Source organism: Staphylococcus pseudoxylosus, from assembly GCF_044794325.1.
Taxonomy (GTDB): domain Bacteria; phylum Bacillota; class Bacilli; order Staphylococcales; family Staphylococcaceae; genus Staphylococcus; species Staphylococcus pseudoxylosus.
Window position 1 is genome coordinate 767,517 of sequence record NZ_CP085024.1, and the last position, 15,153, is coordinate 782,669.

Annotated in this window: 14 protein-coding genes; 10 read left to right on the top strand and 4 right to left on the bottom strand. The window is 32.3% G+C overall.

Translation table 11 applies throughout. From position 1 onward, the window contains the following. Nucleotides 1-53 precede the first annotated feature (53 nt). Together corA and fni are read left to right on the top strand one after the other, a co-directional pair. Nucleotides 54-1,001, top strand: a complete 948-nt coding sequence (gene corA, locus LG295_RS03430) for a magnesium/cobalt transporter CorA (RefSeq protein WP_107530401.1) — start codon at nt 54-56, stop codon at nt 999-1,001. A 74-nt stretch (nt 1,002-1,075) separates the two neighbouring features. Further along, nucleotides 1,076-2,119 carry a type 2 isopentenyl-diphosphate Delta-isomerase gene (fni, locus tag LG295_RS03435; protein WP_107530398.1) on the top strand — a complete coding sequence of 348 codons (1,044 nt, stop codon included), beginning with the start codon at nt 1,076-1,078 and terminating at the stop codon, nt 2,117-2,119. A 164-nt stretch (nt 2,120-2,283) separates the two neighbouring features. Here fni and gltS read toward each other — a convergent pair whose 3' ends face one another. Beyond that, on the bottom strand, nt 2,284-3,492 hold the full coding sequence (gene gltS, locus LG295_RS03440; protein WP_107557732.1) for a sodium/glutamate symporter: 1,209 nt from the start codon (nt 3,490-3,492) through the stop codon (nt 2,284-2,286). A gap of 325 nt (nt 3,493-3,817) precedes the next feature. Between gltS and LG295_RS03445 the strand changes: the two genes are divergently transcribed. The 4 genes from LG295_RS03445 to LG295_RS03460 all read left to right on the top strand — a co-directional run bounded on the left by LG295_RS03445 (nt 3,818) and on the right by LG295_RS03460 (nt 6,921). Beyond that, nucleotides 3,818-4,141: a PadR family transcriptional regulator gene (locus tag LG295_RS03445; protein ID WP_107530394.1), complete on the top strand. Its 324-nt coding sequence runs from the start codon at nt 3,818-3,820 to the stop codon at nt 4,139-4,141. Next, nucleotides 4,134-4,694 (top strand): HAAS signaling domain-containing protein, encoded by a 561-nt coding sequence (locus LG295_RS03450; protein WP_107557731.1) that lies wholly within the window; start codon nt 4,134-4,136, stop codon nt 4,692-4,694. Before LG295_RS03445 ends, LG295_RS03450 begins: the two co-directional genes overlap by 8 nt. Further along, the gene (locus LG295_RS03455; RefSeq protein WP_107530389.1) at nt 4,691-5,491 is read left to right on the top strand and encodes a DUF4097 family beta strand repeat-containing protein; all 801 of its coding nucleotides are present in this window, start codon (nt 4,691-4,693) and stop codon (nt 5,489-5,491) included. Before LG295_RS03450 ends, LG295_RS03455 begins: the two co-directional genes overlap by 4 nt. Before the next feature lie 101 nt (nt 5,492-5,592). Then, nucleotides 5,593-6,921 carry a Na+/H+ antiporter NhaC family protein gene (locus LG295_RS03460; protein ID WP_107530387.1) on the top strand — a complete coding sequence of 443 codons (1,329 nt, stop codon included), beginning with the start codon at nt 5,593-5,595 and terminating at the stop codon, nt 6,919-6,921. A gap of 120 nt (nt 6,922-7,041) precedes the next feature. Here LG295_RS03460 and LG295_RS03465 read toward each other — a convergent pair whose 3' ends face one another. Further along, nucleotides 7,042-7,653 (bottom strand): DNA-3-methyladenine glycosylase, encoded by a 612-nt coding sequence (locus LG295_RS03465; protein WP_107557730.1) that lies wholly within the window; start codon nt 7,651-7,653, stop codon nt 7,042-7,044. Nucleotides 7,654-7,854: 201 nt separating this feature from the next. Here LG295_RS03465 and LG295_RS03470 point away from each other — a divergent pair, with 201 nt between their 5' ends. Next, a complete protein-coding gene (locus LG295_RS03470; RefSeq protein WP_107557729.1) occupies nt 7,855-8,577 on the top strand; it encodes a DUF805 domain-containing protein in 723 nt (240 codons plus the stop codon). A 102-nt stretch (nt 8,578-8,679) separates the two neighbouring features. Here the strand turns inward: LG295_RS03470 and LG295_RS03475 are convergent, their stop codons facing one another. Beyond that, the gene (locus LG295_RS03475) at nt 8,680-10,296 is read right to left on the bottom strand and encodes a ribulokinase (protein WP_325999343.1); all 1,617 of its coding nucleotides are present in this window, start codon (nt 10,294-10,296) and stop codon (nt 8,680-8,682) included. 239 nt (nt 10,297-10,535) lie between these two features. Here LG295_RS03475 and LG295_RS03480 point away from each other — a divergent pair, with 239 nt between their 5' ends. The 3 genes from LG295_RS03480 to LG295_RS03490 all read left to right on the top strand — a co-directional run bounded on the left by LG295_RS03480 (nt 10,536) and on the right by LG295_RS03490 (nt 14,260). Continuing rightward, nucleotides 10,536-11,435 (top strand): ABC transporter ATP-binding protein, encoded by a 900-nt coding sequence (locus LG295_RS03480; protein ID WP_107557728.1) that lies wholly within the window; start codon nt 10,536-10,538, stop codon nt 11,433-11,435. Beyond that, entirely contained in the window at nt 11,428-12,675 is a 1,248-nt protein-coding gene (locus LG295_RS03485; RefSeq protein ID WP_107530376.1) for an ABC transporter permease, read from the top strand. Before LG295_RS03480 ends, LG295_RS03485 begins: the two co-directional genes overlap by 8 nt. Before the next feature lie 574 nt (nt 12,676-13,249). Continuing rightward, nucleotides 13,250-14,260, top strand: coding sequence for an aldose epimerase family protein (locus LG295_RS03490; RefSeq protein WP_107557727.1), 1,011 nt, complete (start codon nt 13,250-13,252; stop codon nt 14,258-14,260). A 121-nt stretch (nt 14,261-14,381) separates the two neighbouring features. On the opposite strand, the gene LG295_RS03495 is transcribed toward LG295_RS03490, so the two are convergent. After that, nucleotides 14,382-15,047 carry an MOSC domain-containing protein gene (locus LG295_RS03495; RefSeq protein WP_107557773.1) on the bottom strand — a complete coding sequence of 222 codons (666 nt, stop codon included), beginning with the start codon at nt 15,045-15,047 and terminating at the stop codon, nt 14,382-14,384. Between the last annotated feature and the right edge of the window lie 106 nt (nt 15,048-15,153).

Here is a 15,153-nt window from a genome sequence, read left to right on the forward strand (position 1 = left end):
ACACTTGAACGGTTTCATGGTAAAATAAAGTAAATGATTTAGGGAGGGGCAATATGCCAATTACAATTAAATATCAAGTTCCTGGCCAAGCATTAACGCAAGCTTCATGCTTTAATGATGTACCTGAATCAGCAATATTCGTTTGGTATGATTTTTACAACCCATCAGTACCAGAAAACGAGATTTTTAAGTCGTATTTTAACTTTAATAAACTTGAAATCGATGATACAGTTAATGGGACACCTAGGGCAAAATATAAATCATACGATAGTTACCAATATATCGTATTACATAGTATCGATACTAATAACAGTGGTGACAAAGCGTTGAATTTATTTATAAAAGATAAAGTGCTGATTACGTATCATCATCAGCCTTTTTCAATTTTAAATAACCTTACCCAAGTGTTAAGGGAAGAGAATCAAAAGGGGTTGCATACATCTGATGTTGCGTTGCACATCATAGATAAAATGGTGGATAGTTACTTTGATTTGATTTATGAAATTGAAGATAAAGTATACGAATTTGAGGATTACCAACTCAAGGACGTTTCCGTTAAGATCATTATGGAAGAAGTATTTAAAATAAGGTCGAATATTATAAAAATGAAGCGCATTGTTTATCCAATTCAAGAATTAGTTGATAACATTAAAGAAAGTGGTCTATTACTTGTAGATGAGAAGAATCATATGTATATTCAACATATAGAAGATCATATTATAAAACAACAAAATATTTTGAAAATGTCTCAAGAGATGACTGATGAAATTAAAGATAATTATTCGTCATATAACTCATTTAAAATGAATAGTATAATGCAAATACTGACTCTGGTATCGGTGGTTTTTCTACCTTTGACATTGATTACAGGTATATACGGCATGAATTTTACAAATATGCCTGAACTAAAATGGCATTATGGCTATTATATCGTCTTAACAATTATGTTAGCGATAAGTATTGGCTGTATAGTCTACTTTAAAAAAGAAAAATGGTTTTAATAGGTTATAGCAATATAAGAATAGTTCGATATAATGAATTTAATATAAAAATGTGTTGAAAGTAGGAGCGGAAAATGAGCGATATAAAAAGAGAACAACGTAAAAACGAACACGTAGAAATAGCAATGGCACAGCAAGATGCAACAATTTCAGATTTTGATGAAATAAGGTTTGTACATCATTCTATTCCTAATATTGATGTTGATGATGTTGATTTAACGAGTGATTTAACAGACTTTACGTTAAATCAACCATTGTATATTAATGCGATGACTGGTGGTAGTGAATGGACGAAACAAATTAATGAAAAATTAGCTGTTATCGCACGTGAGACTGGAATTGCGATGGCTGTCGGTTCAACGCATGCAGCATTAAGAAACAGCAAGATGGCTTCTTCATTTAGTATCGTACGTGAAACAAATCCAGAAGGTATCATTTTTAGTAACGTGGGGGCAGATGTACCTGTAGATAAAGCCATAGAATCAGTGAAATTACTTGATGCTCAAGCTTTACAAGTTCATGTTAATGCGCCACAAGAATTAGTGATGCCAGAAGGTAATAGAACTTTTTCTACCTGGATGGAGAATTTAGCGCAAATTGTAGCACGCGTAGATGTGCCGGTTATAGTTAAAGAAGTTGGCTTTGGTATGAGTAAAGAAACAATTAAAAGTCTTAACGAAATCGGAATTAAGTACGTAGATGTCAGTGGTAGAGGCGGTACTAATTTCGTCGATATTGAAAATGAAAGACGTACATATAAAGATATGGATTATTTAGGCTTATGGGGTCAAACAACTGTAGAGTCTTTATTAGAAAGTACGGCATATCAACAAGATATGGATATTTTGGCAAGTGGTGGTGTAAGAACGCCGTTAGATGCTGTGAAATGTCTTGCTCTTGGTGCTAGTGCAGTAGGCATGTCACGTCCGTTTTTAAATCATGTTGAAAATTATGGTATCACTGAAACACTTAATTATACAGAACAATTTACGGAGCACATGAAAAAAATTATGACGATGCTTGATGCAAAATCGATCAAAGATTTACAACATGCACAAATGATATTTAGTCCAAAACTACAATCATGGATTGAACAAAGAGGCTTAGATATTAAATAAAAAAAGACAATGCTATAAAACAGTAAATATTATGAAACCAAATTAAAACGAGGCCGGCGCAGTTTATTCATAACTGTTCCGGCCTTGTTTTTAAATGACTTATTCGGTTAAACGAGTTTCACACGTATTAAAGTCACGAAATGATTGATTGAATTCATATGGATTTAGCTAAAAATATTAATGAAAGTTGTAACTATAGGCACACCTAGTAAATCAATTAAAAAGGCACCTACAATTGGTACAACTAAATATGCTTTTGGAGATGCGCCATATTTCTTTGTTATGACATCTAAGTTAGCCATAGCATTTGGCGTTGCACCAAGTCCGTGTCCAATAAATCCACCAATCATAACTGCTGCATCATAATCTTTACCCAATCCTCGGAATAAAACCAGTACAGAGAATAAGACAATAAATACAACTTGAATCAATACAATAATGATTAATGGGATTGCTAATTGATAAATTTCAGTTAGTTGAATACTCATTAACGCAATAGATAAAAAGAGACTAAGTGAGACGTCACTAATACTGTTGATGAGTTTCATATCAATAATATTTAAATGACTGTATTCAGATATATTACGTATAATAACTGCAATAAACATTGCACCTACATATATAGGGATATTTATACCTGTTAAATCAGAAAATTGAGTCCCTAAATATGAACCGATAGCCATACAAATGGCAACAATTGCAAATTGCATTAGAAATATAGTAGTTGGTGCCATACGCTTATGTAGATATTGATTAGCGGTTACATCACTATAATCTTTCATCGTTTCTTCAGCGTTTTCAGGTTTTAAGTTATATTTATTAATTAAAAATTTTACAACAGGACCTCCTATTAAACCACCAGCAACTAAACCTAAGGTTGCCGCCGCTAGAGCTGCTGTTACTGCAGAATCAATACCTAGGTCCTGTACAGTTTTACCATAGGCAGCTGCATTACCATGTCCGCCTTCCATTGACATAGAACCGGCAGTTAAACCTAATAAAGGCGGTATATTTAATAATTTTGCCAATGATACGCCAATGATATTTTGAAAGAATGCTAGAACGCCACAAAAAATAAAATATAATATTAAGACTTTACCACCTAAACGAAGAAGTTTAAATGACGCTCCTAGTCCAATCGTTGTAAAAAATGCAAGCATAAAGAAATCTTGAATAAAGTCAGAATCTAACTTTATAGTTAATAAACCTGTTGTTTCTAGAATTGCTACAATGATAGCAAAGAGTAAACCACCAATGACTGGTGCAGGTATACATAATCTTTTTAAAATACTAACATGATTAATAATAAAGATACCTACAAGATATAATACACTTGCTAGGGCTAACGTAGTAATAGCATCTAACTCTAGCATGTTCATTCCTCCCTTAATAATAATATACAAAACACATAAGTTAATCATATATAAACGCCCAAAAGTGAACGCTTACAAAACCCGTAATTTCGATTATACATTTTTGAAAATTAGAATGATAGTCATAGAAATGATAATCGAAAAATTTAATTAAAAATCAAAGTAAAATGATTTTATCGAATAAAAACTTTAAGTATGGGGTTGATTAAATCGAAATTAATAAAGTATAACTCAGTACCTTGTAATGTATAGTAGTGTGTGTTATATTTTATTCGAAGCTACTGTGTAATGTATAGTACTGATTTAAAATATAAGGAGGACATTAATGAATAGCCAATTTAAAAAGGGTGCATTAGAACTTATCGTTTTACTCATAGTTAAAAAGGATGATCAGTATGGTTATTCACTTGTTCAAAACATATCAAGGTATATGACTATTGCTGAAGGAACGGTTTACCCATTACTCAGAAGATTAGTTAAAAGTGGGGAATTAACTACTTACTACCAACCTTCGACAGAAGGACCAGCAAGAAAATATTATAAAATGACTAATCAAGGTAATGAACGATTAAATTTATTGTTAGATGAATGGGAAGCATTTTCAGCAGCCGTGCATCAATTTATTAAGGAGAGTGACGTTAATGCGTAGAACAGAGTATCTTAAAATATTGCATAAACATTTAAAGCATTTAGATGACAATGAACGTCAAGATATTATAAATGAATACGACACGCACTTTTATAGTGGAATGGAAGAAGGGAAGACTGAAAATCAAATTTCAGAAGAACTAGGTGATCCACAGCAATTAGCAAAAGAATTAAATGCAAATGCAGCGATAGAAAAGGCTGAACAAAGTAAGAATATTGGTGATGTGAGTCATGCGATTTTATCAGTAATGGGTCTAAGTATACTCAATTTTTTCGTTATCTTAATCCCTTTTGTAATCATTCTAAGTATTGTATTGTCATTAATTGTAACAACGCTTAGTTTCATATTTACACCTATTGCATTATTAGTCAAAGGTGCTATAGCAGGATTTCAAGAGATAATGTTACTTGAAGTATATACGACAGGTGTCTTGTTTGGTTTAGGTCTTATATTATTTGTTATAACGTACTTGATTACAAAAGGTTTTTACATTTTATGCGTTAAATATTTGAAATGGAATATTAAAGTAGTAAAGGGGAGTGCTACTAAATGAGAAAAGTATTAGTATTTATTTTTATAATTGGATTGATTATTACAGTAGTTTGTGCACTAGGGGCAATTAAACAATTTAAAATTGAACAAGAGAAAGCAAAGGATGTAACAACAAACTTTAATAAATCCTATGAAGAAAGTGATATTAAAGCACTAAAAGTTAATTTTGAGCATAGTAATCTCAAAGTAAAACATGGAGATAAATTTAAGGTAACTTCTGAAGGTTCAAATGAACAGACTAAAATCAATGCTCAGATAAGTAAAGGTGAATTAAAACTTACAGATAATAAGCAGACATCTAATATTAATTTGTCATTTTTAGAAATTAAAAAGAATGACGTTGTTGTGACTGTACCTAAGCGTTTGGAAGGTATGAAGCTTGATTTAAGTAATGGTTCAATCGATTTAAACAATATTGAAGCAGAGGAAGCAAATGTATATTCTGATGTTGGTGAGCTAACAATTAACAATTCTAAGTATAATAAACTGAAGGCTTCTAGCGATGTTGCTAGTATATTATTAGAGAAGACGATGTATAACCAAGGGGAATTTGAAACGGATACTGGACAGTTAACGATAGAAGACATGCCTATAGATAAACCTACAAATATTGATACAGATACGGGAGATATTGTGTTGGATTATGGAAAACTACAACCTAAGAACACAATAATAGACTTTAGTAGTGATATTGGAAATTTAAATATTGAAAATAGTAAATTAAAAAATAAAAAAATTGGCAACGGTGAAAATTTAATTAAAATTATAACAGATACAGGTGATGTGACGATTAAATAGTAAATGTTGAAAGTGGAGATAATGTATATAAAATGACATTATCTCTTTTTTGATTTACCATATATATCATATAAAATCCCTAGGTAATAAGGAGTTCATTTATGGAACAAACTATGCGAAGTGAAAAACAATATGGCGCCTTAGCGCTATTGCCTTTGGCAATATTTTTAGTGTTATATATAGGCGTAGGTATTACTTTTACCATTCTGGGCAAAGAAGACGCCTTTGATCAATTACCACGTCATGTCGCAATATTAATAGGTATTGTTATAGCTTGGACTTGTTATGATAGAAAAACAGCCTTTACTAAAAAAGTACAAATATTTACTGAACATGCAGGTAATTCAGGCATAGTAAATTTAGGGCTAATTCTACTGCTTGCGGGTGCATTTTCGACTGTTACATCTGAAATGGGCGGTAAAACAGCTATGGTGAATATGGGACTTTCTGTTATTCCACCAAGTTTACTTATTCCTGGAATATTTATTATGAGTGGTTTTGCAGCATTAACATTAGGTACTTCAACTGGTGCACAAGCAGCTTTTATACCAGTAGGTGTTGCAGTAGCACAAGCCGCTGATTTGAGTGTTGCAGCAGCTGGTGCAGCTGTTATAGCCGGAGCTTACTTTGGTGATAACTTATCTATAATTTCTGATACTACAATTGCTGCAACTAATGGTGTTGGAGCTAAGATGAGAGATAAATTCAAAATGAATGTCCTTATTGCATTACCTGCTGCCGTAATTACAGCTGTTTTCTACGCTGTTGTTGGTGGTACAGGTAAAGTGGATGGGGACTTAAGTTATAATTTTATCAACATTTTACCTTACTTATTTGTATTAATTGCTGCAATAGCTGGTTTAGATGTCATTCTTGTGCTTATTATTGGAATTGTTATGGCAGGCTTATTAGGTATCGTACAAGGCCAATTAGGTATATTCCAGTTCACAAGAGCTATCGGTGATGGTATGGAAAGTATGTTTAACATCTTTTTAGTAGCCTTTTTAGTTTCAGGACTTGTTGCTTTAATTCGTTATTATGGTGGTATAGATTGGATTATTAAAGCAATGAAAGCGAAAGCTAAAGGGCGTAAAAGTGCAGAATATGTAATCAGTTTAATGTCAGGTGTGCTCTCTGCAGCATTATCGCATAACACATTAGCAATTATTATTTCTGCACCAATTGCAAAAGAAATTGGGGATGAATACAAAGTTCCTCCAAAACGTATGGCAAGTTTATTAGATATATTTGCTTGTTGTGCATTAATGGTCTTACCGCATGATAGTGGTATGTTAATGGTAGAACAGTATGGTGATGTATCTTACTTAGAGGTATTAAAATATTCATTTTATCCAGTAATATTTGTGATTTGTACTATAATAACAATTCAATTTGGGTTGTTAGATCGTGATAAAAAAAATAAATTATAAAACTTTAGCTAGATAACTAACGAGTCACTATGACATTTGTTTAGCAAATAATAAGAGGTTGAGACGATTATATGTCTCAACCTCTTATTATATATAAAGGCAAAGTTATTACTGCCAGTATTAATTACGCCAAGTTACATCAGGGTGCTTCATATCAGATTTTCGCATTCTAGAAACATATGGATTGCCTTGCACAGTAAAACGTAAAGGTTTATTTGTCCATTCACCTTTATTGGGTATTCCTATACGGCCACTTGATTCAATTATTTTAGGATATTTTCTATTTTTAGTATCTATTTGTAAACGGCCTTCACTGATTTTAGAGCCATCTAGATGTCTTGGGATATTAAATGCTTTAGTCCATTTTCCGGGACCGTTTGTTAAGTCAAACCCTAATTTGCCTCGATTGTGTGACATCGCCTCGATACCTTCTTCAGGCTCTATTGCTCTGATTAATACACCTTCAGGTTGACCGTCTAATTGGGTTACAAAATTAATAAGCAAGTGTGTATGCATAACGTGCGCGTATATGGTGCCACCCATTTTATATAATGATTCAACTTTGGGCGTTCGCTTGCCATTAAATCCATGTGCTGCACGATCTTTTTTGCCTACATAGGCCTCTGTTTCTACTATATAGCCAGTATAAGTTTGTAATTCATCGTGATAGATGACACGCACCCCTAATAAGTCTTTGGCAATTGTAACAGTATCTCGTTGTATAAAATCCATAAATTGCCCTCCAATATATAGTTTGTAAATTTAAATTTTTTTCTATATTTTTTTAAAATTTGTAAAATTGTGTTACTACTAAGGTTATATTTTGTTACACTATTTTATGATAAGGTTAGTAGGGTTTTTACATATGACCTATTAAAATCTGGTACAAAATAAATCTTATCTTAAACAAATGAAAATGAAAAGAGGGAGATTATGGAGAGGAAAATAGGTTTTGGACAAGCGCTTAAATTATATTGGAAAAACTATGTTAACTTTACTGGTCGGTCCCGTAGAAGTGAATATTGGTTTATAGTATTATGGCATATTATATTCTTGTCACCTGCAATTGTAATAGGCTTTACAAGTGGAATTTCAGCTTTCCTTATGATTTTTGATGGTTCTAGAGGAGCTACTGAGTCTACGGATTCTGCACTGGGGCTAAGAATGCTTTTATTTCTGTTAAGTATCATCTATGCTGGTATTTATTCTATAGTTACGTTTATTCCAAACTGGGCGATACTAATAAGAAGGTTCCATGATACAGGTAGGACAATGATCATGCCATTAGTATATTTCGGGATCTCATTGATTGCAAATGTGGTTAATTTTGTTATTGAGCAAAATGATCCGAATGAAACTAATATATTAACTAGTATTATTCTTATTGTCTTTGGCTTGCTTAATCTAGGATTAGGTATTTATATGATTGTTATTGCATGTTTAGATAGTGAAAGAAAGACCAATAAATATGGCAGTAGTCATAAATATGGGCAACATATTCAATCTTCAGACCATACACAAAGTAATCATTCAAATTCATTTAATACTGAGGCTTTTCAAAATGATGACCGTCACTCACAACAATTTAAATATGATGTTGAGTCAGTTGATGAAAGTAAAAAGCAAGAAAACAAACAAGATGACTTTAAATATTAAAGTCTAGTTCGTTATGTATTTGACTATAGAAATCAACATAGGAGTCTGAGATATCAATTGATGTCTCAGACTCCTATGTTTGTTTATATAATACTAAAATCACTAATCAATATAAGAAAGGTTGGGATGTGTTTTACCTAATAAATCATGTAATGACATATATCTTTGGAATAGTCGTTCATATTGTTTTACTTTTTCTGGTTCTGGTTGTTTACGATAATATATAGGTTGCTTCATTTGTTGTACAGTTTCTTTTAATGATTCATATGCACCACCTACGTTTGCGCCTAACATTGCAGCACCTAAGGCAGTAGCGTTGCTTGAATCAATGACTACAATTTCCTTATTAAGTACGTTTGCATAAATATTAACTAAGAGATCGCTCTTAATTGGAATGCCACCAGCAGCGTATACCGTGTGTACGGGGATATTATTATTTTCGAATTGTTGCATAATCATTTTAGTACCGAATGCAGTTGATTCGATGTGAGCACGATAGATCATTTCATAAGGTGTTTGTAATGTTAAGCCAAAAATACTTCCAGTTAAATGACTATCACTCAAAATACTACGATTGCCGTTATGCCAATCAAGCACTGTAACATGTTGCTCGTCAATGGCTATTTCGCTAGCAAGCTTTTCTAAGTATTCAAAAATAGAAAGTCCATGTTGTTCAGCTTGTTCTACAATTGCTATTGGCGCAAGTTCTGCAGCGTAATTGAATAAATCACCCACGGCAGCTTGTCCAGCTTCATAAGCATATAATCCAGGGATAATTGCATCTTTAACAGAACCAGTTATCGCAGGAATAGGTTGCTGTTTAGGGTCTAACATAAGGTGGCAAGTACTTGTCCCAATTACTGGCGTAAATTCACCTTGTTCGATTGCACCTACACCCAATACACCTGAATGAGCATCAATGATATAAGGTGATATTTCAACGTTATCAGAGAGACCCCACAATTGTTGATAATATTCACTCAGATTACCTGCGCTTTCGCCGATGTGTACTACAGGGGCTTCGCATTTGTTTTTTACAATTTCAGGTAATTCTGGGTCTACAGCTTCAAAAAAATCATAATTAAAGCCATCATTTTCATTATAAAAGCCTTTAAACCCAATACCACAATTAGAACGCATGTTTTTATCGGTAAGCAAACTTACGAGGTAATCGCCTGCTTCCATGATATAAGCAGTTTGGTTTAATATTTCGGGCGCTTTATGTTTAACTTCTAATATTTTTGGTATCATCCATTCACTGTTAACGCTATGTCCATAATAATCCAACCATGATGGATTTATTTCATCACTGACTTCTTTCATTTGGGTTGCCTCATCTTGTGCACCGTGATGTTTCCATAATTTTACATAAGCATGTGGGTTATCTTTTAACTTAGGGTTAAGATGTAATGGTTTGAAGTCTTCATCTAAGAACACAATTGTACAACTTGTAAAATCAATGCCAATACCAATAACAGAATCTAGTTTAATATTACTATCATCTAATACATGTTTAACGCCTTCTTCTAAAATTGAAGTATAGTCTTCAGCATGTTGTAAAAAATAGTTGTGTGGTAAAGCTTTACCGTTTAAAGATTCAGAGATAGTGCCATGTGCATATTCTTTTATATAGGTAGAGATAATTTCCCCGTTAGACGTATCCACTAAAAACACTCTACCTGAAGCGGTGCCATAATCAATGCCGATACTATAAGTCATGTTGCTATGCCTCCTATTTGTTATTGGTGAACAATAAGTATCACGTCCTTATTTAGTTTTATGATAGTGCTTACATTATTTAATGTAAAGCTAAGGACATCGTGAGTTTTATTGGGTGATATATTTTGCTGAAAATAAATGTTATAGTCTTATAAAATTTAAAATTTAAAATGTATATGTAATAGAATAAATGGTATGATGTGACTAAAGTAATTTCAAAAGAGAGGGGCTCGTATGTCATGTCATTACTTATTGAACATGTCACGAAAAAATATAAAAATTTTACTGCTGTGAATGATATTTCACTTTCGTTAGAAAAAGGGAAGATGTTAGGTTTTTTAGGTAGAAACGGAGCAGGAAAAACAACAACCTTTAGAATGATTCTAGGATTAACGCCAATTACAGAAGGAACGATCACATATAATGATAAAGTGATTGATAGATCATTATATAATCGTATTGGTTATTTACCTGAAGAACGTGGGTTACATCCTAAGATGAAAGTGGAAGATGAATTGCGGTATTTGGCTACGTTAAAAGGCATGAACTCAAAAGATATTACTGAAGCAATTGATTATTGGTTAAATCGCTTTAACATTAAAGAAAATAGAGAAAAGAAAATTGAATCTCTCTCAAAAGGAAATCAACAAAAAATTCAACTTTTAGCAAGTATGTTACACAAACCGGAGTTATTGATTTTAGACGAGCCATTTAGTGGGCTTGATCCTGTAAATGTGGAATTGCTGAAATCTGCAGTGCAAGATTTAAATGATGAAGGAACCACAATTATTTACAGTTCACATCGTATGGAGCATGTCGAAGAACTTTGCGATAAAGTCTGTATTTTAAATAAAGGTGAACTTGTTGTTTCAGGACCTATTGATGAGGTGAAATCAAATCATGGCCATAAACGTGTAGTTATTGAGACAGAACATCCAATGCCTGAAATCGATGCTATTACAGGGGTGATAGATGTAGAAAGAAATAAACGAGAAATTAAAGCGACCATTGAGTCAGAAATGATTGCAGAAAAAATTTACGACGTTGTTACACGATATGGCTTTGTTAAACGTTTCCAAGTTGTAGAACCATCACTTAATGAAATATTTATAGCAAAAGTAGGTGATATTCATGAGTAAATTTTGGGCTACATTTTCGCTAACTTATAAAAATAAAGTGAAAGCTAAATCATTTATAATATTCACGGCTGTAGTGATAATTCTAATGCTCGGCGTATCAAATATTAATAAAATTATTGATTTATTCGATGATGGTCCTGATAAAGTTGGGGTTGTATCGTCTAATGATGAAATTTATAAAGTTATTAAGTCTCAGGGAAATCAACTGGATGAAGGCGCGAAATTTAATAAAGTATCTGAAAAACAGGCCAGATCACAAGTGGAAAGCGAAAAATTAGATAAAGCTTATATCATTAAATTAAATGATAACCAAAAGTTATCAGGTAAAATTTTAAGTAAAGATACTGTTTCGGAGCAAGATAAACAAAAATTAAAGGCAACATTATCGACGATTCAAACTCAATTTGTAGCTAATAGTCTAGATTTATCTCAAGGAGAACTAAAGCAACTACAAGCTCAAAGTGATGTCTCCTCAGAAGTAATTGCTAATAATGCTAAAAGTTCAAATCTAAGTGAAGCGCAAAAAGGCTTTAATACTGCAATCGTTTATCTTGGTATTATGCTCATGTTCTTCATTATATTTAATTACGCAAGTCAAGTTGCAATGGAAATTGCAACTGAGAAAACGTCACGTGTCATCGAAATGATTATCACAAGTGTATCACCGGTAACACATCTCTTTGCAAAAATGGCGGGGGTAATTGCAGTAGCATTAACGCAAATTAGTATTTTTGTAATAGTAGGTGTGATATGTTTCTTAACATTTGACATCAGTGATATGTTACAAGGATTTAAAGTAGAACCCAATGAACTCACACTTCAATTAGCTGTTGTAGGTTTTGTGTCGTTGATTATAGGTATTTTTTCATATATAATTTTAGCCTCAATTCTTGGGTCAATTACGTCACGAATTGAAGATATTAATCAGGCATTAATGCCTATGACTTTAGTTAGTATGATTGCTTTCTATATCTCAATATTTAGTGTGATGAATCCAGATACATTGCTTGTGAAAATTGTTAGTTTTATTCCGCTTATGTCACCGTTTGTTATGTTTGTTAGAGCATCTACACCAGATGTTGCGACATGGGAAATTGCGGTTAGTGTAGGCTTGTCAATCATAACGATATTTGTATTATTATGGATTGCAGTACGTAGTTATAAAGATACAATCTTAAGTTTTGATAAAGGTTTTGTGAGTTCGATGAAACGCATTTTCAATAAAAAAATTAATAACTAAAATAAGAAGCTAGAGCATAAAGTTGTTCTAGCTTTTTAAATTTATTTATCGGTTATTAATCCTTATCTAGTAGCTTTAACTCAGATAACATTGAAATAAGCAAAAATACATGAAAAAATAGTGAAAAATAGAAAAAACTATAACAATTTTCAATATTGTTTGATAAAATTCAACAATAGTATAGCTAATTATTTGTATAAATTGTTACAATATAAGAGACTTATATTATAGATATGAAATTTTTATATACATACCAATTGATAACTTATTATATTTAACCGATTGTCTAAATCATAATTTATGGTTGAGGGAAGCGTGAATTATGAAAGAAGGCATACAGTCAAATATCGCAATGATTAAGGTGTATGTAACAGTATAGTTTGACTATAAGCGATTTTAGTTATTGTTTTCGTAATAGTCCGATATACAATGAAGTCTTTAAATTGCCAAATAATACACTTGAGCCCCTCAAGTTTTGCAATTTTTAGCTTGCATTTGAAATTGATGTTTTATTCATGACAACACCTATCGCTATTAAACAAACGGCGTTGGGTTTGAAAGGGAGTAATTGAGGATGTTTGCAAAAGTAGAAAGTCAAAGTAATGGTATTGATTTGATTAAAATTGATAATGAAGACACGAAAATAGTTTTCACAAACTATGGTGCCAGAATTGTTTCATGGAAGTACGACGATAACAATATTGTGCTAGGTAATGTAGTTGAAGCTGATGAGTTTTATATTGAAAACCCTTATAACTTTGGTGCTACTGTTGGAAGATACGGTGGTAGAATTGCAAATGCAACATTTGAACTAGATGGTGAGAAATACAATCTTGAAGCCAATAACGGTCCCCACAATATTCACGGAGGCCCAAAGGGTTTAGATAAACGCTTTTTTGATTATAAAATTGAAGAGCAAGTTGGCCAAGTTAAAGTGATTTTTACTACGGTTTTAAAAAGCGAAGACGACTACTTTCCAGGAGATATAGATTTAGAAGTCGTTCACACATATGATGTTGACCATAAATGGACGATTGAATACAAAGCTACATCTAATCAAAAAACGTTGTTTAATCCAATGAATCATGTATACTTCAATCTTAATAGAGACAATAATGTTATTGATAATCACAGTATTTCAAGCTCTAAATTAGATATGTATACATTGGATGAAGATAATATTGTAGAGAAGAAAGACCCGATTGACCTAGTAGATATATTTAATGAACAAAACATCCAATTTAAGGATATTTTTAATAGTGAAGATGCAATAGTTAAAGAACAAATGGAACGTTTTGGTGGTGTGGATCATCCGTTCGATATAGGTGGCAATGAGATGACAGTTGAGAACAAACATTTCTTATTAACTGTTAAAACAGACATGCCTAATATTGTTATATTCACATTTAATGATACAACAGGTTGGCAAAGTGACTTCAATATTTACAAAGCGCACTCTGGCTTCACTTTAGAAACACAATGTATTCCGAATGATATTAATTTATATGGAGATAAAGCACCATCTATATTAGAGGCGAATCAGCCATATTACTCTAAAACATCATATAAAATTTCAGAGAAATGATATAGTTTACGATGAGTCGAGATCGGTAGATTAAGGTATTTAACCTTAATCTATAAAGCAGAAATAGGGAGCGAGTGTAAGAAATCAAATGTTATATTTGATTTCTGGCCCGCTCCCTTAATTATTTTTTAGCTTTTTTAGCTCGTGTTAAAAATCTTTCTAGTTTTGATATTCTTTCTTCTGTTAAATATGGGTTTTTTAAAGCATATGTTAAACGCTCAATATTTTTATTATCACTATAATAGATTTGATTTAAGTCAAAAACTGAAAGTAATGTTTCGTTATTGGCTTGTTTAACTAACTCCAAATTTGAATTTTCTTGAACATAACCTTCTTTTAAAACTCTAAAATAAAAACCAGTCTTTCCAGAGGTGGACATACGCTTAATTAAATTAGGGATTTTGTACTTTTCTTGAATTTTCCAACATGGCTCTCTAATCTCTGATACTTCTAATACTGCATCGCCTAATTTGAATTGGTCTCCAAAGTGTACATCTTTTTCGTCCAAATCAGAGACAGTGATATTTTCGCCAAACATCGCATATTCTGGAAGTACTGATACATCTTGTTCCCACAGTGAATAATTTTTCTTACTGTATAGACAAACCGCTTTATTAGGGCCACCGTGACCTTTATATTCTTGTTCATCTTCAACGAATCCGGTCTTTGATAGCCACATGCTACCGGCAAATTTCTTTTTATTTAAAGCTGAGCGCATTGGCCGTTTAGTACTATAAGGTAAATCTTCAACTTTACCTGTTGAGATAGCTTCTAAAGTATAAATCATCATTTTGTACCTCCAGATAGTTAATAACTATAATTTTAAAACAATATAATGAATATGCAAGTAAAGATATAATTTACTCTGGAAAATGATTTTTGAACTATGTATT

Bases quoted from the DNA above. Each gene is read 5' to 3' on its own strand.
- corA (WP_107530401.1), top strand. From the start codon at position 54: ATGCCAATTACAATTAAATATCAAGTTCCTGGCCAAGCATTAACGCAA.
- fni (WP_107530398.1), top strand. From the start codon at position 1,076: ATGAGCGATATAAAAAGAGAACAACGTAAAAACGAACACGTAGAAATA.
- gltS (WP_107557732.1), bottom strand. From the start codon at position 3,492: ATGCTAGAGTTAGATGCTATTACTACGTTAGCCCTAGCAAGTGTATTA.
- LG295_RS03445 (WP_107530394.1), top strand. From the start codon at position 3,818: ATGAATAGCCAATTTAAAAAGGGTGCATTAGAACTTATCGTTTTACTC.
- LG295_RS03450 (WP_107557731.1), top strand. From the start codon at position 4,134: ATGCGTAGAACAGAGTATCTTAAAATATTGCATAAACATTTAAAGCAT.
- LG295_RS03455 (WP_107530389.1), top strand. From the start codon at position 4,691: ATGAGAAAAGTATTAGTATTTATTTTTATAATTGGATTGATTATTACA.
- LG295_RS03460 (WP_107530387.1), top strand. From the start codon at position 5,593: ATGGAACAAACTATGCGAAGTGAAAAACAATATGGCGCCTTAGCGCTA.
- LG295_RS03465 (WP_107557730.1), bottom strand. From the start codon at position 7,653: ATGGATTTTATACAACGAGATACTGTTACAATTGCCAAAGACTTATTA.
- LG295_RS03470 (WP_107557729.1), top strand. From the start codon at position 7,855: ATGGAGAGGAAAATAGGTTTTGGACAAGCGCTTAAATTATATTGGAAA.
- LG295_RS03475 (WP_325999343.1), bottom strand. From the start codon at position 10,296: ATGACTTATAGTATCGGCATTGATTATGGCACCGCTTCAGGTAGAGTG.
- LG295_RS03480 (WP_107557728.1), top strand. From the start codon at position 10,536: ATGTCATTACTTATTGAACATGTCACGAAAAAATATAAAAATTTTACT.
- LG295_RS03485 (WP_107530376.1), top strand. From the start codon at position 11,428: ATGAGTAAATTTTGGGCTACATTTTCGCTAACTTATAAAAATAAAGTG.
- LG295_RS03490 (WP_107557727.1), top strand. From the start codon at position 13,250: ATGTTTGCAAAAGTAGAAAGTCAAAGTAATGGTATTGATTTGATTAAA.
- LG295_RS03495 (WP_107557773.1), bottom strand. From the start codon at position 15,047: ATGATTTATACTTTAGAAGCTATCTCAACAGGTAAAGTTGAAGATTTA.